Here is a 20,307-nt window from a genome sequence, read left to right on the forward strand (position 1 = left end):
GGTCCGGCCGGTTTTTCGTTGCCCGCTGAAGGTTGCCCGTCGAAGGGAGGGCCGATGGAGTCCCCACGAAGCACCTCCGCCAGCCCGAGTCGCCGTCGAGTCCTCACCGGTGTCATCGCCGGCGCCGGGCTTCTCGGTGCAGGATGGGCGGCGAGCGGCAGGATCCTCGCCGAGGCGACCGCCCCCGATCCCGTCCGCTCCGTGACCGCGGCGTTCACCTCGGCGGATCAGCGCAGCGCACTCACCGAGGCGCAGGCGCGGTCCCTGCCCCAGGATTCCCGGGTCCTGCCCGCCCTTTCCGGTCTCGATCCCGAACTGCGGCAGAGGGAGTTCCTGCTGGTCAGCTCTCCCTGGATCGAATCGCTGCCGGCCCGGCACCGATCCCTTGCGGTCTCCGCTCTGCTCGACCTGTGGGTCCTCACCGATTCGCTGCCCGCCACGGTCGCCAGCTGGTCGACTCATTGGCGCTATGTCTGGCCGCGCGATGCCGCATTCGTTGCCGTCGCCCTGGGACGGGTCGGTCATGTTGCCGCCGCGTGGAACCATCTCCTCCATCTGCAGAGCCTGCAGGGCGCGGACGGTTCATTCGCCGCTCGCTACCTGACGGAGGGCAACCGAACCCCGGATGACCGAGCGTCGCAGTTCGACTCCGTCGGCCTCGTCGTCTGGGCGGTGTCCGAGGTCCACGCGGCCGCTCGAGCCCAGGAGCGAGACCTCGAGCGCGCCCAGGAGCGAGACCTCGATCAGATGACGCCGACGGACGAGCTCCGTGCCGATGTTCAGGCCGGCGCCGACGATCAGATGCGCGTCGGTGAGAAGATCCACCCATCGGATCGTAATCCCATCGGTCCGCAGGTCTCGGGGGAGCCGATCGTCCTCGAGGCGATGGCTCCGCTGCTCGTGCGCTCGTCGGACATCCTCACCGTGCGCACCGCTGCCGGTACGCGTCTGCCGCCGCCGTCCTCCGACTATTGGGAGGTGGTCGAGTCGCGAGTCACGCTCGGGATCGCCGCACCGACCCTGGTGGGCCTGCATCACCTCGCCGAGCTGGCGAGCAGGCGACCGGACCTGGCCAAGAGCCTGCCCGGAGGCGCGCAGGCCGCAGTCGGGGCCGCCCAGGCATTCCGCGGCACCTTCGACCGGATGTTCACGGCCACCGGCCTGCAGCGCTATCCCACCACCGGCGGGCTCGACTCCGCGGTCGCGTACCTGCCGGCGACCGGAGTGGATGTCGGTATCGACGCCGCAGTCCTCGATGGGGTCTGGAAGACGCTGGAGCAGCCGGCCGGAGGCATCCGCCCGGGGGAGGGGTGGCATTTCGACCGGGCGAGTTGGACCCCGTCGACCTCACTCATGGGACTCGCCTACGCACGTGTGGGCGCCCGCGCTCAGGCCGAGGGCATCCTGGACTGGCTGAGCCGGCACCGGACCTCGGCAGGATCGCTTCCGGAGAAGATCGCCGGTGACGGATCGGGAGCCTCCGTGGCACCCCTGTCGTGGACTGCCGCCAACGTCATCCTGAGCCTCGACGAGCTCTACCGGCCCCGCGACTCGGTTCCACCGGGAATGGGACCGGGCGACGGCTGAGTCGATTTCGTGTTTTCGCCTCGCTTTCGCGTAGGATTGGAGACTGCGTTTGGTGGCACGATGCCTGATCCGGCAGCGCCGCCTCCCTTCCTGTAGGTCACGTTGTGGCCGATTAAGCATGACTGTCGAAATTGAAAGGTCACACTGTGAAGAGCTCCGTCGAGCAACTCGACCCGACCCGGGTCAAGATCAGCGTGGAAGTCCCTTACGCCGAACTCAAGCCGAGTGTCGACGAGGCTTACAGGACCATCGGAGGACAGGTCACTGTTCCCGGATTCCGCAAGGGCAAGGTCCCGACCCGCATCATCGACCAGCGAGTCGGTCGTCCCGCTGTGATCCAGGAAGCCATCAACAACGGTCTCGACGGCTTCTACCGCCAGGCTGTCGAAGAGAACGAGATCAGCCCGCTGGGCCAGCCCGAGGTCGAGATCTCCGAGGTTCCCGGACTCGACGGCACCGAGGAAGGTGACCTGGGCTTCACCGTTGAGGTCGACATCCGTCCCACCATCGAGCTGCCCGCCTACGACACGATCACCGTCGAGGTCGACCCGATCGAGGTCACCGATGAAGACGTCGACAACGAGCTCGAGCAGCTGCGTTCGCGCTTCGGCACACTGACCTCCGTCGACCGTCCCGCCGCCAAGGACGATTTCGTGACCCTCGACCTGGTCGCCCACATCGGCGACGAGGAGATCGACTCGGCTTCCGACATCTCCTACCAGGTCGGTGCCGGAACCATGCTCGAAGGCATGGACGAGGCACTCGAAGGCCTGTCCGCAGACGAATCGACCACGTTCGAGACCACCTTCGCCGGTGGCGAGCACGCCGGTGAGACCGGCATGGTCACGATCACCCTCAAGGCCGTCAAGGAGCGCGAGCTGCCCGAGGCCGACGATGACTTCGCCCAGCTCGCCAGCGAATTCGACACGATCGAAGAGCTGCGGGCAGACCTGCGCGAGCAGGCCGCGAAGCAGAAGGAATTCGCTCAGGGCGCCGAGGCTCGCGACAAGGTCCTCGAAGTCCTGCTCGAGACCCTCGACGTTCCGGTTCCGGCCAAGATCGTCAACGACGAGGTCGAGCGTCACCTCGAATCCGAGAGCCGCACGGACGATGATGAGCACCGCAAGGAGGTCACCGAGGAGACCGAGCGCAACCTGCGCACCCAGTTCATCCTCGATGCGATCGCCGAAGCCGAGCAGGTCGAGGTGACCCAGCCCGAGCTCATCGAATACCTCATCTCCGCCTCCCAGCAGTACGGAATGAACCCGAACGAGTTCGCTCAGATGCTCGACAGCTCCGGTCAGGTCAACGCACTGGTCGGCGAGGTCTCGCGTCGGAAGGCACTCGCCGCGGTCCTCGCTCAGGCAGCCGTCAAGGACACCGAGGGCAACGTCATCGACATGGAGGAGTTCACCTCTCCCGGCGATGAGGCCGCTGACGAATCTGACGTCGACGAAGCCGAAGCAGCTGACGAGGACGTCGTCGACGCCTCGGACGCCGACGCCGAGGACGACGAGAAGAACTGACGCTCGCATCGCCTCGGCGGTGGTGAGTTCTTGTGAACGGTGGGTACAGGGTCGACCTGTGCCCACCGTTTTCGCAATCCGCCGCTCACGCCCAGCGCGAGCGGCGCCGGGAGGGTGAGACCGCCCCGGCGGCGGATCACGCTGATGGCGAACACAGGCACCGCCGCGGACTAAAACCCGCCGACGAGCAGTTAGAGTCCATATCAAGCCAACAAACCTACAGGAGTGAAACGTGAGCGCACACGAAATGACAGCCCCCGTCGGCCTCGATGCCGGTGCGGGAATGGGTCTCGACGACCATATTTTCAATCGCCTGCTCAAGGAGCGCATCATCTGGCTGGGTTCCGAGGTGCGCGACTCCAACGCCAATGCGATCTGTGCGCAGATGATGCTGTTGGCCGCCGAGGATCCCGACAAGGACATCTGGCTCTACATCAACTCGCCCGGCGGCTCGGTGACTGCCGGCATGGCGATCTACGACACGATGCAGTACATCAAGCCGGACGTGGCGACCGTGGCCATGGGCATGGCTGCGTCGATGGGTCAGTTCCTGCTCTCCTCCGGGGCCAAGGGCAAGCGCTACGCCACTCCGCATGCGCGCATCCTCATGCACCAGCCCCTCGGCGGCATCGGCGGCACCGCGACCGACATCAAGATCCAGGCCGAGCTCATCCTGCACATGAAGAAGCAGATGGCAGAGCTGACCGCCGAGCAGACCGGCAAGTCGCTCGAGCAGATCCTCAAGGACAACGACCGCGACCACTGGTTCACCGCCGAGGAAGCGCTCGAGTACGGCTTCATCGACAAGATGGTGACCCGTTCGTCCGACGTCAACGACAAGTGAGTGCGAGCCAAGGAAGAATGAACAGTATGAACTTTATGCCAGGGTCAACCGCCGGTCAGATGCCGCAGTCGCGCTACGTGATGCCGCAGTTCGAAGAGCGCACCCCCTACGGTTTCAAACGTCAGGATCCCTACACTAAGCTGTTCGAGGATCGTGTGATCTTCCTCGGTGTGCAGGTCGACGACACGAGCGCCGACGATGTGATGGCTCAGCTGCTCGTGCTCGAGTCGCAGGATCCCGACCGTGACATCACGCTCTACATCAACTCTCCGGGCGGGTCATTCACTGCGATGACCGCGATCTACGACACGATGCAGTACATCAAGCCCGAGATCCAGACCGTGTGCCTGGGGCAGGCGGCGTCGGCGGCAGCCGTGCTGCTGGCCGCCGGAGCTCCGGGCAAGCGTCTGGCGCTGCCCAATGCCCGCGTCCTCATCCACCAGCCGGCGATGCAGGGTCAGGGTCAGGGGCAGGCCTCCGACATCGAGATCCAGGCGGCGGAGGTCCTGCGGATGCGGCAGTGGATGGAGAGCACGCTGTCGAACCACACGAACAAGACCCCCGAGCAGGTCAACAACGACATCGAACGCGATCTGTTCCTCACCGCCGAACAGGCGAAGGACTACGGCCTCGTCGATCAGGTGCTGACCTCCCGCAAGGGCGTCGTCTGAGACTGACGAACGGGTCCGAGCAGTCGCTGACTGTGCGGACCCGTTCTCGTCGCTGCCGCACCGGCGGCGACACACCGTATGACACTTCTCGGCCGTCGTGTCAGTGTCGTATGGGAAGCTATTGAGGTACAGGAAATACGAGCGGTAGAGTTGGGGATGATCGCCCTGGCGAAAGGTTGTGACAGTGGCTCGCAGTTCGGACGGAGCAGACCTGCTCAAGTGCAACTTCTGTGGCAAGTCCCAGAAGCAGGTGCGGAAACTCATTGCCGGACCTGGCGTGTACATCTGCGATGAATGCATCGGACTGTGCAACGAGATCATCGAAGAGGAACTCACCGAGTCGACGACCGACCACGCGGAGCTCGAACTTCCCAAGCCCCGAGAGATCTTCGACTTCCTGCAGGAGTACGTCGTCGGCCAGGAGCCCGCGAAGAAGGCGCTGTCCGTGGCGGTGTACAACCACTACAAGCGCATCCGCGCGCTGACGAGCGGTGATGACACGAAGACGCTCGGCGCAGCCGAGGGCGACGTCGAGATCTCCAAGTCGAACATCCTCCTCGTCGGCCCCACGGGGTCCGGCAAGACCTACCTCGCTCAGACTCTGGCCAAGCGCCTCAATGTGCCCTTCGCCGTCGCCGACGCGACGGCCCTGACCGAGGCCGGCTACGTCGGTGAGGATGTCGAGAACATCCTCCTCAAACTCATCCAGGCTGCCGACTTCGACATCCAGCGGGCCGAGCACGGCATCATCTACATCGACGAGATCGACAAGATCGCCCGCAAATCGGAGAATCCGTCGATCACCCGTGACGTCTCCGGTGAGGGTGTGCAGCAGGCGCTGCTGAAGATCCTCGAGGGCACCCAGGCCTCGGTCCCGCCGCAGGGAGGCCGCAAGCACCCGCATCAGGATTTCCTCCAGATCGACACGACCAACGTCCTCTTCATCGTCGCCGGTGCCTTCGCGGGGATGGAGGAGATCGTCGCCGGGCGCAAGGGCAAGCACGGCATCGGCTTCGGCGCACTGCTCCAGTCGAAGAACGACGAAGAGGACCTCTACGCAGACATTCTGCCCGAGGATCTGCTCAAGTTCGGCCTCATCCCCGAGTTCATCGGACGGCTCCCGGTGCTCGCGACGGTCTCCAACCTCGACCGGGCAGCGCTGATGTCGATCCTCACCGAGCCGAAGAACGCCCTCGTCAGGCAGTATCAGCGGATGTTCGAGTTCGACAACGTCGAACTCAGCTTCGAGACCGACGCACTCGAGGCGATCGCCGACCTCGCTCTGCTCCGGGGGACTGGCGCCCGTGGACTGCGCTCCATCATGGAGGAGGTCCTCCAGCCGGTCATGTTCGACGTTCCGTCGCGTGAGGACGTCGCCGAGGTGGTCGTGACCAAGGACGTCGTCGAGAGCAACGTCGCCCCCACTCTGATTCCCCGCACACAGGCTCGGACGACCAAGAAGTCGGCCTGATGCCTGGGCCCGTATGAGGTGACAGTCCCCTTGATCCCTCGATCCCTGCGTCCGTGAGGCTCTTCGCCGACACCAGGCCGCTCAAATATCCCCATTACCGCCGACTCTGGACTGCGAACATCGTCACCGTGATCGGTGCTCAGATGACAGTGGTCGCGATCCCGGCCCAGATCTTCCACATCACCGGATCCTCGGGCTATGTCGGGCTCAGCGGTGTCTTCGGCCTGGTTCCCCTCATCGTCTTCGGTCTCTGGGGTGGGTCGCTGGCCGATGTGATCGATCGGCGGAAGCTGCTCATCGTCTCCACGGTGGGCCTGATCGTCGCCAGCGCGGCCCTCGCCGTCCTCGCCTTGGCCGGCAGCGACAACGTGTGGCTGCTGCTGTCCGTCTTCGCGCTGCAGCAGGCGTTCTTCGGCCTCAATCAGCCCGCCCGAGGAGCTCTGCTGCCGACTATCGTGCCGCTGAGCCTGCTGCCGGCGGCGAACTCGCTGTACATGACCGTCGCGACCTTGGGCGCGGTTGTCGGTCCGGTGGTCGGCGGGGCATTGATTCCCGTCTTCGGCTATCAGCTGCTGTACTGCCTTGACGCGCTGTTCCTGGGCACCACCCTCTACGCGGTCCTCAAACTGCCGGCACTGGTTCCCGAGAAGCAGCCGCACACGCGTTCTGGCTTGAGGGGAGTCGTCGACGGATTCCGTTACTTGGGCACGAACGTCGTCGTCATGGTCTCACTCCTCGTCGACGTCATCGCCATGGTGTTCGGAATGCCGCGGGCCCTGTTCCCTCAGATCGCCACCGAGACCTTCGGCGGACCTCCGGAGGGTGGCTTCGTCTTCTCGCTCCTCTTCGCGGCACTGGCCGTTGGCAGCGGCATCGCGGGGATCTTCTCCGGCTGGGTCTCCCGGGTCGAGAGACAGGGACTGGCCGTGATCGTGGCGATCATCGTCTGGGGTGCGGCGATGACCTTGTTCGGGCTCTCCCTCGAGTTCGCGGCAGGCTTCTGGACTCTGGCTCTGTGCACCGCGCTCTTCGGCCTGGCCCTCGGCGGGGGAGCCGACATCATCTCGGCGGCATTCCGCTCGACGATGCTGCAGGAGGCGGCCACGGACGACATGCGCGGTCGGATGCAGGGAGTTTTCATCGTCGTCGTCGCCGGCGGGCCGCGCATCGCCGACGTTCTCCACGGAGCCGCAGCAGAGGTCACCTCGACAACCGTTGCCAGCGCCGGCGGCGGCATTCTCGTCATCGTGCTCGTCATCGCCTGTGCGTTCGTCTTCCCGGCGTTCCGGAAGTACCGCGTGCACCGAGGGTGAGTCCTGGGCAGAGCCGACCGGCCGACGCCGGTGATTCCACGCTGGGCCACTGTTCGCCTACGGGGCCGCTATTCGCCTGCGCGGCCGCTGTTCACCCCACGAGCCGCTGTTCGCACCTCTGCATGGGTGTGAACAGCGGCTCGTGAGGTGTTGGGCGCTCTCCCGGATTGGGGGAGGAGCGACGGACTCGTCAGATCACTGGCGTCCGTCAGGACGGGCCGTAGGCGTCCGCCGGGACGTAGGAGTGGTCCGTCAAGTGAGGCCGCAGATGTCCGTCAAGACGTAGTCGCCGTGTAGACGGCGTTCTCCGCCGGCTGGACGACGACGAATCCCGGTCCGTGGAACGCCAGCTGCACCGACTCTCCTGAACCGCGTCCGAAGAAGGTTCCCACGCTCACATCGGTCTTGATCTGCGGAGCCAGGGAGGACGACCAGCACACCGCGGACTGCGGATCGACGAAAGTCGGCTGCTGAGAGCAGTCGAGGACCATCGGTTCGCCCTTGCAGCAGATGGCTGCGGTGCCGACTCCGCTGAGCTCGAGGTTGAACAGACCGGAGCCGCTGACCATGGCGCCGACACCGCCCTTGATGCGTCGGATCTCCCAATTGAGAGCGTCGTCGAAGGCCAGCAGATTCGAGGTGTTGACGGTCAGGGCGTCCTGCGGGCCCTCCATCGCCATCATGAAGATGTTCGAGGCCTCGCGGGCGAAGAAGACTTCACCGTGGCCTTCGACGCGCATGACGTTCCCGCCTTCACCCGTCGCAGCCTTCTTCATGAACTGTCCGACGGACTTCGAACCCTGATGGGTGAAGCGGATATCGCCCTGGTAGGCGACCATCGCACCCTTAGTGGCGATCATCGGCGCGTTGGGGGTGATCACCGTCCGCAGCATCTTCTTCGACTGGAGCGTCCAGCGATCCTGATTCTGCACTTCTGCATTGCGCTGCGAAAAGAGGTCACTTCTCATGTCTCAAGCCTTTCTGACCAAGGAGAAGCCGTCTGCCTCTTCCTCACCGAAACCATGTAACCACGATTCGCGTCCCGAACAGCGCTCATTCCTGTGCTGATCCTGAAACGTGGGCGGTCTGGGTCGGCTGCGTTCTGGTTCGGGGTTGCTGCGCCGCTCGGTTTCTCGGCAGCGAAGCGGGCCCGGGAAATCCCGGGCCCGCTTCTTCAGCTGGTCCCTGGACAGTCAGTGTCGGCAACCGTCAGCCCATGGACCACGACTGTCCGCAACCGTCAGTCGGCGAATTCGATTCCGGAGATCGAGATCTCCTCACCGGCCTCCTCTGTGACGAGATGCTGCACCCGGCCGGCGGCGACCAGATCACCCTGGGCGGATTCGAGCGCGGAGATGATCCGGGCCGGCGCCTGCACGGTGACGGTGCGAACCGGAGTCTTCTGCGAGACCTTGGCCTCGGACTTGGCACGACGGATCTCGGACAGGACCGCGGCCACGTCGGAGAGCAGTTCTGTCGACACCGCGGTGTCGGGATTGACGATCTGCTCGCGGCCGGGCCACTGGCTGCGATGGACCGAACCGGTCCGCCACCACGACCACACCTCTTCGGTGACGAAGGGCATGAACGGAGCGAACAGCCGCAGCAGCACGTCGAGGGCCGTGGCCAGGGTGACGTGTGCCGAGATCCGGTCGGCTTCGCCGGCACCGCCGTAGGAACGGTCCTTGACCAGTTCCACGTAGTCGTCGGTGAATTCCCAGAAGAAGCTCTCGACCTCGCGGAGGGCGTGGGCGTAGTCGTAGGCGGCCATGTGCTCCGACGCGCTGTCGACCACCTCGGCGAGCTTGACGAGAAGCGCCTTGTCGAGAGCATGGTGGACGGAACCGACATGGCCGATGAGACCGGCGTGGACGCCCTGGGCGAGGGCGAACTTCGAGGCGTTGAGCAGCTTCATCGCCAAGCGGCGGCCGATCTGCATCTGCGTGACGTCATAGGCGGTGTCGGCGCCGAGCTTGGCGCTGGCCGCCCAGTAGCGCACGGCGTCGGGGCCGAAGCCGGGCTTCGCCTCGGAGAGGATGTCCGAGGGGACGACGACGTTGCCCTTCGACTTCGACATCTTCTTCCGGTCCGGGTCGAGGATCCACCCGGACAGGCCCGCGTGCTTCCACGGTGCGGCGTCATTGAGCGAGTTCGCGCGCACAACCGTGGAGAACAGCCACGTGCGGATGATGTCATGGCCCTGGGGACGCAGGTCGAAGGGGAAGACTTTGGAGAAGAACTCCTCGTCACGGCTCCATCCACCCAGCAGCTGCGGGGTCAGCGACGAGGTCGCCCAGGTGTCGAGCACATCGGGATCGGCGGTGAACCCGCCGGCAACGTCACGCTGGTCGGCGCTGTAGCCGGCCGGCACCTCGGCGACGGGGTCGACGGGCAGCGATTCCGGCACGATCGGGTTCTCGTAGTCCGGCCGGCCCTCGGAGTCGAGTCGGTACCACAGGGGGATCGGCACACCGAAGTAGCGCTGCCGGGAGACGAGCCAGTCGCCGTTGAGGTTCTCGACCCAGTTCTCATAGCGCGAGCGCATGAACGTCGGGTGCCATTCGATCTCGCGACCACGGGCGATGAGGGCATCGCGCAGCTCGGCCGAACGACCGCCGTTGCGGATGTACCACTGCCGGGAGGTGACGACCTCGAGGGGCTTGTCGCCCTTCTCGTAGAAGGGCACGGGGTGGGTGACCGCTTCGATATCGCCGACCAGATCGCCGGACGCGGCGAGCATCTCGGCGATGTCCTTGCGCGCGGTGAACGTCGTCTTCCCGGCCAGCTGCTCGTAATTGGCGACCGCATCGGACTTCGGTGAGCCCGCGATCCAGTCGGGGACCTCGAGGCTGAGCCGGCCCGCCCGGTTGACGACGGCCCGGGTCGGCAGGTCGAGCTCGCGCCACCACGTGACGTCGGTGAGGTCGCCGAAGGTGCAGACCATGGCGATGCCGGTGCCCTTGTCAGCCTTGGCGAGTTCGTGTGCCTTGACCTCGACCGCGACCCCGAACAGCGGGGACACGACCGTGGTGCCGAAGTACGGCTGGTAGCGCTCGTCGTCGGGGTGGGCGACCAGCGCCACGACGGCCGGGATCAGCTCTGGCCGCGAGGTGACGATGATGATCGGCTCCGCGGAGGTGTCAGCGAGACCGTCACTGCCCTGCGGGTGGAACTTCACCTTGTGATAGGCGCCCTCCTTCTCCCGGTCCTCGAGCTCGGCCTGGGCCACAGCCGTGCCGAACGTCACGTCCCACATCGTCGGAGCGTCCTGAGAGTAGGCATGCCCGCCGGCGAGGTCGGTGAGGAACGCCCGCTGGCTCACGGCCCGGGACGTGTCGTCGATGGTCCGGTAGGTGTAGGACCAGTCGACGGAGAGTCCGGTCGAGCGGAACAGGTCCTCGAAGATCTGCTCGTCCTCGGCAGAGAGCCGCTCGCAGAGTTCGATGAAGTTCTGGCGGGAGACCTTGACGAAGTCGCGGGAGTTCTTCGCGGGCTTCGCCGGGGGTTCGAATTCGGGGTCGTAGGCCTGCGAAGGATCACAGGTCACGCCGTAGTAGTTCTGCACCCGGCGTTCGGTGGGCAGACCGTTGTCGTCCCAGCCGAGTGGGTAGAACACATTCTTCCCGAGCATCCGCTGGTACCGGGCGATGATGTCGGTCTGGGTGTAGGAGAAGACGTGACCGACATGCAGCGACCCCGAGGCGGTGGGCGGGGGTGTGTCGATCGAATAGACCTGCTCACGATCGGTGTCGACGTCGAAGGCGTAGACCCCGGACTCGGACCAGGCGGCGTCCCATTTGTCGCGCAGTCCTTCCAGAGCCGGCTTGTCCGGCAGGTTCACTGACTCGTGCGGCGAGTCCGAATAAGCAGGTGAGTTCATAACTGTTGATCTTCTCACCCCGCCTGCCTGTGGCCAAACCGTGACCACGGGGTGCTTGCATGAGAAAATCGGACCATGTCGCCACTGGACAGGATCCGATCGGACAACTTGCCGCCCACCTCGACCGCATGGATGAATCCGGCCCGGTCCTTCGCGATCATCGCCGTCGTCGCCATCCATTCCCTCGGCACCGTCGTCGAACAGAACTTCGCCTCGATGGGCCCTGACTGGTGGCTCGCGAACATCGTCGATTCCGCCTGCCGATGGTCGGTGCCGGTCTTCATCATGATCTCCGGGGCGCTGGCGATGGACCCCGAACGGGGCAACGTCCCGCGCAAGTTCCTCAGCAAGCGCGTCTGGCGCATCGGCATTCCGCTCGTGTTCTGGACGATCGTCTACGTCACCTTCCGCCGGTACTACCTGCTGCCCGCCGACAGCGACTGGGATCCGTTCGCCGCGATCCTCACCGGCTCTCCCTTCGTCCAGCTCTACTTTCTCTACGTGCTTGCCGGGCTGACCCTGCTGACCCCGTTCTTCCGACTGCTCAGCATTCACGGGTCCCGACGGCTGCAGTGGGGGACCGGGCTGATCTTCCTCGGCATCGGCATGCTCGATCAGTGGGTGAGCATGGTCGCCGAGGTGGGGGAGGCCAACATCGCCACCCGGTTCCTGCCCATGGCCGGCTTCTACATCCTCGGCTGGGTCCTGCGCGACGTCGTCATCACCGCCCGGGTCGCCGCCCTGGCCTGGGTCGTGTTCCTGGGCTCCATCGCGATCACCGCCCTGTGGGCCGGGTTCGGCCCGGGGGAGAAGCCGTGGATGTTCCCGTACGAGTACCTCTCACCCGGGGTGGTCGTGATGTCGCTGTCGGCCTACCTGCTCCTCCACCACCACATGCGCCACGGCTTCACCGTTCTCCATGTGCTCTACCCGTTCTCGTTCGGCGTGTTCCTCCTCCACCCGCTCGTCCTCTACCCGCTGCGCAACCTCATCGGTCTTCCCGAGACGCTGCCCGCGGTCGTGTTCCACGCGCTCGTCATGCCACTCGTCTACACCCTCATCTGCGCCGCAGTCACCTGGCTGGCGGTGAAGATCCCCGGCGTGCGGGCGGTGTTCGGCGAAGGCGGCCCGCGCAACCCGCACACCCGCGGCGAACCACGCCCAGGACGCGACTCGGATCCGCAGCCCACAGGTTGAAACAGCCTCGGCTGTGATCATCGCGGTTCCGTACACTGAGCACGATGACCAGCATCGATCCGAAACGAACGGGGAAGACGATGGAAACTCTCAGAGCAGTTGTGACAGGAGCCAGCTCGGGCATCGGCGCCGCCACCGTGCGCCGTCTGCGTGACCTCGGCTGGGACGTCGTGGCCGTTGCCCGACGCGAGGACAAACTCAAGGCTCTCGCCGAGGAGACCGGGGCGAGTTACTTCGTCGCCGATCTCACCGATGACGCCGCCGTGGAGGCGCTGACCGCCGAGGTGCTCGGCTCCGGACCGGTGCATTCGCTCGTCGCCAACGCCGGTGCGGCCTTCGGCACCGATTCCGTCGCCGAGGCGTCGGTCGAGGGCTGGCGGCAGATGTACGACATCAACGTCCTCGGAGTGCTGCGGGTGGTCAAGGCGTTCCTGCCGGCCCTGATCGAATCCGGTCGCGGCGACATCGTCGTCATGTCCTCGACCGCCGGGCACCAGGCCTACGAAGGCGGCGGCGGATACGTCGCGGCCAAGCACGGCGCCCACTCGATCGCGGCGACGCTGCGCCTCGAACTGTGCGGAGAGCCCGTCCGGGTCATCGAGATCGCACCCGGAATGGTCGCCACCGAGGAATTCACCCGGAAGCGGGTCGGCAGCCAGGAGCTTGCCGACAAGGTTTACGAAGGAGTGGAGAACCCGCTCACCGCCGATGACGTGGCCGACGCCGTCGTCTACACTCTGACCCGACCCCACCACTTCAACGTCGACTTCATGGTCCTGCGGCCCATCGCCCAGGCCGCTCAGCACAAGGTCGCCCGGCACCAGGGGCTGTGAGCGGCCCGTTCCGGCGAACCGACGTCGAGGGCACACTGCTGCTCCGAGGGTTTGCCTGGGACTGCACCCTTGACGCATTGGTGCACGCTTCGCGAAGGCGATAGAATTGTCCGTGCATCGATCCGGCCATCACCGGGGAGCATCCGGAAGAACAGTGCCAGACCCCCTCACCCCCCGCCTCGGCGGAGGAACGGGGCGCTGGCACCCAGTAGAACCGGACGGGTGGACCCGTCATCGTCCGTCAATGAGCGATCCGCTCCGTACACCACCGCACCCCGGTGATGCTCAAGCGGATAAGCGAGGTGGTACCGCGGCAGATGTCGTCCTCGCGACAGTGACCGCAGTGAACCCGAAGGACGCTCATGACGCAACCGATGTACCCCAAGGTCTCGACCTCGGCCTTTGGCCTCAGCGCCTCGCCCAACTTCCCGGCGATCGAGGAGGCCGTGCTCGAATTCTGGAAGCAGGACAACACCTTCCAGGCCTCCATCGAGCAGCGTGACGTGGGCGAGAACGGGGCCAACGAGTTCGTCTTCTACGACGGGCCTCCATTCGCCAACGGGCTGCCCCACTACGGTCACCTCCTCACCGGCTACGTCAAGGACGTCGTCCCGCGCTTCCAGACGATGCGGGGGAAGAAGGTTGACCGCCGCTTCGGCTGGGACACCCACGGACTGCCCGCCGAACTCGAGGCCGAACGTCAGCTGGGCATCGTCGACAAGGCCGAGATCGGCCGCATGGGCCTGGCCACCTTCAACGATGCCTGCCGCTCCTCCGTGCTCAAGTACACGAAGGAATGGGAGGAGTACGTCACCCGCCAGGGCCGCTGGGTCGACTTCGACAACGACTACAAGACGCTCAACGTCGATTACATGGAAAGCGTCATCTGGGCGTTCAAGCAGCTGTGGGACAAGGGCCTCGTCTACGAGGGCTACCGCGTCCTGCCCTACTGCTGGAAGGACCAGACCCCGCTGTCCAGCCACGAGCTGCGCATGGACGACGACGTCTACAAGTCGCGCCAGGACCCGGCCGTGACCATCGGCTACAAGCTCAAGGACTCCGACGAATGGGTCCTGATCTGGACCACGACCCCCTGGACGGTCCCCTCCAATCAGGCGGTGGCCGTCAACCCGGACATCACCCTGGCCGCCGTCGTCCCCGGCGCCGACGGCTCCCCGGAGCTGCAGGGCAAGACCCTGATCCTCGCCGAGGCGCGCCTGGCCGCCTACGCCCGTGAGCTGGGGGAGAACCCCGAGGTGCTGCGCACGTTCCCGTCCTCCGAGCTGCTCGGCCGCGCCTACGAACCGCCGTTCCCCTACTACGAGGGCCGGCAGGAGGAATTCGGCGAGCGGATGCACACCATCCTCGAGGCCGGCTTCGTCACCACCGAGGACGGCACCGGAATCGTCCACCAGTCACCGGCGTTCGGTGAGGAGGACAAGGAGCTCACCGACGCCTACGGCATCGAGGCGGCTCGCCCCGTCGACGACGCCGGCTGCTTCGATTCGACCGTGCCGGACTATGAAGGCCAGCAGGTCTTCGACGCCAACAAGGCGATCATCAAGGACCTGCGCAACCACACCGGCCCACTGGCCGGACGCAACGCCGTGCTCGTGCGCCACGAATCCTACGAGCACTCCTATCCGCACTGCTGGCGCTGCCGCAATCCGCTGATCTACCGGGCCGTGTCCTCGTGGTTCGTGCGGGTGACCGAGTTCAAGGACCGGATGGTCGAGCTCAACGAGCAGATCAACTGGGTGCCCGAGAACGTCAAGCACGGGCAATTCGGCAAGTGGCTCGAGAACGCCCGTGACTGGTCGATCTCGCGCAACCGGTTCTGGGGATCCCCGATCCCGGTGTGGGTCTCCGACGATCCCTCGTACCCGCGCACCGACGTCTACGGCTCACTGGCCGAGATCGAGGCCGACTTCGGCCGCCTCCCCGTCAACGACAAGGGCGAGGTCGACCTCCACCGCCCCTGGGTCGACGATCTCGTCCGCCCCAACCCGGACGATCCGACGGGTCGGTCGATGATGCGCCGGATCCCAGAGATCTTCGACGTCTGGTTCGACTCGGGATCGATGAGCTACGCCCAGGTCCACTACCCGTTCGAGAACTCCGAATGGTTCGACAATCACTTCCCCGCGGACTTCATCGTCGAGTATGTGGGTCAGACCCGTGGGTGGTTCTACCTTCTGCACGTGCTGTCGACAGCGATCTTCGACCGTCCCGCCTTCACGAACTGCATCTCGCACGGCATCGTCCTCGGCTCCGACGGGCAGAAGATGTCGAAGTCGCTGCGCAACTACCCCGACGTCAACGAGGTGTTCCACCGCGACGGCTCCGACGCGATGCGGTGGTTCCTCATGGCCTCGTCGATCCTGCGCGGAGGCAACCTGGTCGTGACCGAACAGGGCATCCGCGACGGCGTCCGCCAGGTCGTGCTGCCCCTGTGGAACACCTGGCAGTTCTTCGCCACCTACGCGAACGCGGCCGACAGCGCTGCCGGTGGCGACGGACTTCGGAGCGGCTACCAGGCGCAGCCGCGCTACGACTCGACCCAGGTGCTCGATCGGTACCTGCTGGCCAAGACGCATGACCTCATTGCGGACTTCGCCGAGGCGATGGAGGGCCTCGACATCTGGGCCGCATGTGAGCTCGTCCGCAGTCACCTCGACATGCTCACCAACTGGTACGTCCGCCGCTCCCGCCGGCGGTTCTGGGACGGAACGCCTGAGACGCATGAGTCCTTCGACGTCTTCCACACCTGCCTCGAGGCGTTCTGCCGAGTGGCGGCACCACTGCTGCCATTCACGACGGAGGAGATCTACCGAGGTCTGACCGGTGAGCGGTCGGTGCATCTGGCCGACTACCCCGACGCCGACCTGTTCCCGGCCGACGAGGCGCTCGTCGAGGCGATGGACCTGACCCGCGACATCTGCTCCACCGCGTCCTCCGTCCGCAAGGCCAACCGCCTGCGGGTGCGGCTGCCGCTGAACACGCTCATCGTCGCCGGCGACACCCCTCTCGGCTCCGAGTTCACCGCGATCATCGCCGACGAGCTCAACGTCCGCGAGGTCGAGGTCCTCGACGCCGCCGAGGCGGAAGCCGCAGGGTTCTCACTGTCGCAGAACCTCGTGGTCAATGCCCGCGTCGCCGGGCCCCGGCTGGGCAAGCAGGTGCAGCAGGTGATCAAGGCAGCGAAGGCAGGGGACTGGTCGGTCTCCGCGGACGGCACCGTGACCAGCGGTGGCATCGAGCTCGTCGACGGCGAGTACACGCTCGAGTCGGTCGCCGAATCCGGCACCGAGGGCATGGAGCTCGCGCCCCTCGACACGGGCTTCCTCGCCCTGGACACGCGGGTCACCCCCGAACTGGAGGCCGAAGGCGTCGCCCGTGACACGGTCCGCGCGATCCAGGGCATCCGCAAGCAGCTCGACCTCCACATCTCCGACCGCATCACGGTCGTCATCGAGGCGGACCCGACGGTCACCTCGGCGCTGGAGGATCACCGAGAGCTCATCGCGGGGGAGACGCTGACCACAGCGCTCGAATTCGCCGCACTCGAGGGCGCCGAGGGCGCCTTCGCGCCCGAAGAGCTTCCCCGCGGCACACGGATCGCGGTGAGCCGGGCATGAGCGCCGTCGGATCCGAGGAGAACTCCCAGCTGGAGCTGGCCAGGGTGTACGCCGAGCTGCTGGCCCGGGCGGGGGAGACGCAGGTCGAGGTCCGCCTCGACGCGACCCGCCGGGCGTGTGAGCTGCTTGGCGACATCCATCGCGCCGCGCCGGTGATCATGCTGACCGGCACGAACGGGAAGACGTCGACGGGACGGATGATCGAGGCGATCATCTCCGCCCACGATCTGCGGGTCGGCCTGTTCACGAGCCCTCATCTGCACTCCGTGACCGAACGCGTCCGGGTCGACGCGGCACCGGTGGCGGTCGAGGACTTCGTCCGCATCCACGACGAGATCCGGCCATACCTGGAGATCGTCGACGCCGAGCTCGCGGCCGCGGGCCGCAACCGGCTGACCTTCTTCGAGGTGCTCACCGTCCTCGCCTTCGCCGTGTTCGCCGACGCCCCGGTCGACGTCTTCGTGGCCGAGGTCGGGATGGGCGGCGAATGGGACTCGACGAACGTCGCCGACGCCGAGGTGTGCGTCTTCACCCGGGTCGGGCTCGACCACCAGAAATTCCTCGGCGACACGCTCGCCGAGATCGCCAAGACTAAGGCCGGGATCCTCAACCGCAGCATCGACGACACGCCTGCCCCGCATCCGGTCGCCGTGATCGGCCTCCAGGATGAGGAGGCGATGGAGGTGCTCGACGCCCAGACGGTCGAACGCGGGGTCACCGCGCTGGTCGAGGACCGGTCCTTCCGCCTCCTCGACCGCCGTCCGGCCGTCGACGGTCAACTCATCGCCGTCCAAGCCGTTCGCGATGTCTACTCCGATCTGTTCCTGCCACTGCACGGCGCGCACCAGGCCCACAACGCCGCCGTCGCGCTCGTCGCCGCTGAGGCGTTTCTGTCCGCCGAGGACAAGCCGCTGAGTGCGGACACCGTCGCGGAGGGGCTGAGCCATGTCAGGTCCCCGGGGCGTGCTGAACTGGTGCGGACCGGACCGGCGGTCGTCGTCGACGGCGCTCACAATCCCGACGCCGCCCGAGTGCTCGCCGAGACCATCGCCGAGGCGTTCGACTTCGACTACACCGTGATCGTCCTGGCGATGCTCGCGGACAAGGACGTGCACGGGGTGCTCGAAGAGCTGCACCGCAGCGCGGATGCGTTCGTCGTCAGTGAGGTGATGGCCGATCGCGCGCTGAGTGCGGAGAAGCTCGCCGCGGCGGCCCGCGAATGGATCGACGAGGACTCGGTGATCGAGACCCCCGATCTCAACGCGGCACTGATGAAGGCGATCGACCTCGCGAACGAGTCGGGGTCGGCCCGTCCCGGGATCGTCGTCACCGGGTCGCTGTACACCGTGGCCGAGGCCCGGCTGCTGCTGGGCAGGGAGAGCGCCGAATGAAGTCGAAGCATCCCGTCCTGTGCGGCTCGATCCTCATCTGCGAGCTCGTCATCGTCTACTTCGCGGTCCTCACCGCCTACGGGCTCGAAGTCAAGACCGCCGGTTCGCTGAGCCTGACGCAGCTGCTCCTCGGCGCCTCAGCTGTGGCGGTTCTGGCAATCACCGCGGTGATACTGCTGCCGCGGCGGATCGGCCAGAAGCGTCCCGGCGTCATCATCGGGTGGATCGTCCAGGCGCTCCTGCTGGCGTCGGGCTTCGTGATCAGCTCGATGTTCTTCGTCGCGGCACTGTTCATCGCCCTGTGGGCGGTGGCCGTCTACTGGTCGGCACGCATCGATCGGGAAGTGGCCGAACGCGCCTGAGCCCGGGCGGCGCCGGCTGGGCAGGTGCCGCTGCGCGGGCGCGGCCGGGGCACGTCGATTAAGCTGGCACAGTTGCTCGAACCAGAAAACGAAAGGACCGGAATGGAACGCACTCTCATTCTCATCAAGCCCGATGGCGTCGCACGTGGACTCGTCGGGCAGATCATCGCCCGGATCGAGGCCAAGGGCTACTCCGTCGATGCTCTCCAGTTGCGCAAGGCCAAGCCCGAGGAACTGGCGGCCCACTACGCCGAGCACGAGGGAAAGCCCTTCTACCAGCCCCTCGTCGACTTCATGTCGGAGGGACCGATCGTGTCGATCATCGCCTCCGGGCAGGGAGTGATCCCAGGGTTCCGCTCGCTGGCCGGTGCCACCGATCCCACCGCAGCCGCTCCCGGCACCATCCGCGGGGACCTCGGCCGTGACTGGGGCGAGAAGGTGCAGAAGAACCTCGTCCACGGCTCGGACTCCGTCGAGTCCGCAGAGCGTGAGATCGCCATCTGGTTCCCAAACTGAGCGGAACGCGCTGAACCGACGACGGTGGAGCCGCAGTCGGCAGATTTCGGGCACTTCGGGCCGTGGGAAAGCAGATTTCCTCGACGCGGAGTGCCCGAAATCCGTCCCGAGGTCCGCCGAAGTCCGGACCGCGGAACGTCGTGTTCTCGAGCCCGCTGAAGCCCTGACCTCAGAACGCTGAAGCCCTGTCCTCAGAACAGGGTGGAGAAGAAGTTCCAGAATTGGACGGCGACGCAGGCTGCGATGATGAGCAGCCAGAGAACGGAGATCGCCACGTTCTCCTTCGCGATCACCCGGACCATGGTGTTCTCGGAGAGACCACGGCCGAGGTCACCGGCCAGCGCGTTGCGAGCAGTCACCGCACAGAACTGGGGTATCGTCACCGTCCACACGACCATGCACCAGGGGCACCCGACGCCGATGACGTAGATCGAGCTGTAGAACAGGTACATCACGAGGACCACGCCGAGGGCCAGCCCGATGTTGAGCCCGACCATGATCCACCCCGGCAGCCTGACCCCAGCCAGGAGCAGCACGCCGACGAAGAGAGGGAAGATGAAGGCCCCGATGCCCAGGAGCTGATTCGGGAAGCCGAAGATCTGACTCTGCGTCGCCTCCATCACGGATCCGCAGGAGAAGAACGGGTTGAGGTCGCACGAGAGAACCGCCTGCGGGTTCTCGAGCTTCTCGTACTTCTCCACGGACAGAGCGAATGACGCGAGGAAGCCGATGACCGCCGTGGCCACGAGGAAGATGCCGAAGGGCACCGACCGCAGCACCCAGGGCTGAGGGGAGACGTCTGGCGCGTCGTCGACGAGCGATTCTGCAGAGTTCACCCTCCAAGAATGCCCCCCGCGCCGACCCTGCGGCAAACGGCCGATCCCGAATCTGTGACATAATGTTGTGACGGATACTCGTTCCCACACCGAATGAGAGAAGTGCCTCCACCGAGCCGAGGGTACGACCTCGCAGGTCGACACGAAGACGAGGCAGCATCGAAAGCCTACGCGCCGAGCGCGAGCTGGACATGACATCCACAAGTTTCGGTCCCCGAAGGACCATGCAAGGAACCGAAGGT

Annotated in this window: 15 protein-coding genes; 12 read left to right on the forward strand and 3 right to left on the reverse strand. The window is 65.8% G+C overall.

The features are described from left to right. Window positions 1-54 precede the first annotated feature (54 nt). From RIT73_RS08840 to RIT73_RS08865, 6 genes are all read left to right on the forward strand, one after another. Window positions 55-1,587 carry a hypothetical protein gene (locus RIT73_RS08840; RefSeq protein WP_309131707.1) on the forward strand — a complete coding sequence of 511 codons (1,533 nt, stop codon included), beginning with the start codon at window positions 55-57 and terminating at the stop codon, window positions 1,585-1,587. Window positions 1,588-1,733: 146 nt separating this feature from the next. Further along, entirely contained in the window at window positions 1,734-3,113 is a 1,380-nt protein-coding gene (gene tig, locus RIT73_RS08845) for a trigger factor (RefSeq protein ID WP_309131708.1), read from the forward strand. A 247-nt stretch (window positions 3,114-3,360) separates the two neighbouring features. Next, on the forward strand, window positions 3,361-3,957 hold the full coding sequence (locus RIT73_RS08850; RefSeq protein WP_309131825.1) for an ATP-dependent Clp protease proteolytic subunit: 597 nt from the start codon (window positions 3,361-3,363) through the stop codon (window positions 3,955-3,957). 26 nt (window positions 3,958-3,983) lie between these two features. Then, complete coding sequence (locus RIT73_RS08855; RefSeq protein WP_309131709.1) at window positions 3,984-4,628, forward strand: ATP-dependent Clp protease proteolytic subunit; 645 nt, start codon at window positions 3,984-3,986, stop codon at window positions 4,626-4,628. 184 nt (window positions 4,629-4,812) lie between these two features. Next, on the forward strand, window positions 4,813-6,099 hold the full coding sequence (gene clpX, locus RIT73_RS08860; RefSeq protein WP_309131710.1) for an ATP-dependent Clp protease ATP-binding subunit ClpX: 1,287 nt from the start codon (window positions 4,813-4,815) through the stop codon (window positions 6,097-6,099). Between the two features lie 53 nt (window positions 6,100-6,152). Next, window positions 6,153-7,412, forward strand: coding sequence for an MFS transporter (locus RIT73_RS08865; RefSeq protein WP_309131711.1), 1,260 nt, complete (start codon window positions 6,153-6,155; stop codon window positions 7,410-7,412). Between the two features lie 275 nt (window positions 7,413-7,687). On the opposite strand, the gene RIT73_RS08870 is transcribed toward RIT73_RS08865, so the two are convergent. Then, on the reverse strand, window positions 7,688-8,380 hold the full coding sequence (locus tag RIT73_RS08870) for an AIM24 family protein (protein ID WP_309131712.1): 693 nt from the start codon (window positions 8,378-8,380) through the stop codon (window positions 7,688-7,690). 272 nt (window positions 8,381-8,652) lie between these two features. Continuing rightward, a complete protein-coding gene (gene valS, locus RIT73_RS08875) occupies window positions 8,653-11,292 on the reverse strand; it encodes a valine--tRNA ligase (RefSeq protein ID WP_309131713.1) in 2,640 nt (879 codons plus the stop codon). Window positions 11,293-11,367: 75 nt separating this feature from the next. Between valS and RIT73_RS08880 the strand changes: the two genes are divergently transcribed. The 6 genes from RIT73_RS08880 (at window position 11,368) to ndk (ending at window position 19,229) form a co-directional block, all read left to right on the forward strand. Beyond that, on the forward strand, window positions 11,368-12,489 hold the full coding sequence (locus RIT73_RS08880; protein ID WP_309131714.1) for an acyltransferase family protein: 1,122 nt from the start codon (window positions 11,368-11,370) through the stop codon (window positions 12,487-12,489). Between the two features lie 80 nt (window positions 12,490-12,569). Next, complete coding sequence (locus RIT73_RS08885; RefSeq protein WP_309131826.1) at window positions 12,570-13,322, forward strand: SDR family oxidoreductase; 753 nt, start codon at window positions 12,570-12,572, stop codon at window positions 13,320-13,322. Window positions 13,323-13,684: 362 nt separating this feature from the next. Then, a complete protein-coding gene (ileS, locus tag RIT73_RS08890) occupies window positions 13,685-16,960 on the forward strand; it encodes an isoleucine--tRNA ligase (protein WP_309131715.1) in 3,276 nt (1,091 codons plus the stop codon). Continuing rightward, a complete protein-coding gene (locus RIT73_RS08895) occupies window positions 16,957-18,351 on the forward strand; it encodes a folylpolyglutamate synthase/dihydrofolate synthase family protein (RefSeq protein WP_309131716.1) in 1,395 nt (464 codons plus the stop codon). The genes ileS and RIT73_RS08895 overlap by 4 nt, the downstream gene beginning before the upstream one ends. Then, window positions 18,348-18,713, forward strand: a complete 366-nt coding sequence (locus tag RIT73_RS08900) for a DUF4233 domain-containing protein (RefSeq protein ID WP_309131717.1) — start codon at window positions 18,348-18,350, stop codon at window positions 18,711-18,713. Before RIT73_RS08895 ends, RIT73_RS08900 begins: the two co-directional genes overlap by 4 nt. Window positions 18,714-18,815: 102 nt before the next feature. Further along, the gene (ndk, locus tag RIT73_RS08905; protein ID WP_309131718.1) at window positions 18,816-19,229 is read left to right on the forward strand and encodes a nucleoside-diphosphate kinase; all 414 of its coding nucleotides are present in this window, start codon (window positions 18,816-18,818) and stop codon (window positions 19,227-19,229) included. Window positions 19,230-19,420: 191 nt separating this feature from the next. Here ndk and RIT73_RS08910 read toward each other — a convergent pair whose 3' ends face one another. Next, window positions 19,421-20,065 (reverse strand): vitamin K epoxide reductase family protein, encoded by a 645-nt coding sequence (locus RIT73_RS08910; protein ID WP_309131719.1) that lies wholly within the window; start codon window positions 20,063-20,065, stop codon window positions 19,421-19,423. Between the last annotated feature and the right edge of the window lie 242 nt (window positions 20,066-20,307).

The sequence above is a fragment of the Brevibacterium sp. genome (assembly GCF_031179145.1).
Taxonomy (GTDB): domain Bacteria; phylum Actinomycetota; class Actinomycetes; order Actinomycetales; family Brevibacteriaceae; genus Brevibacterium.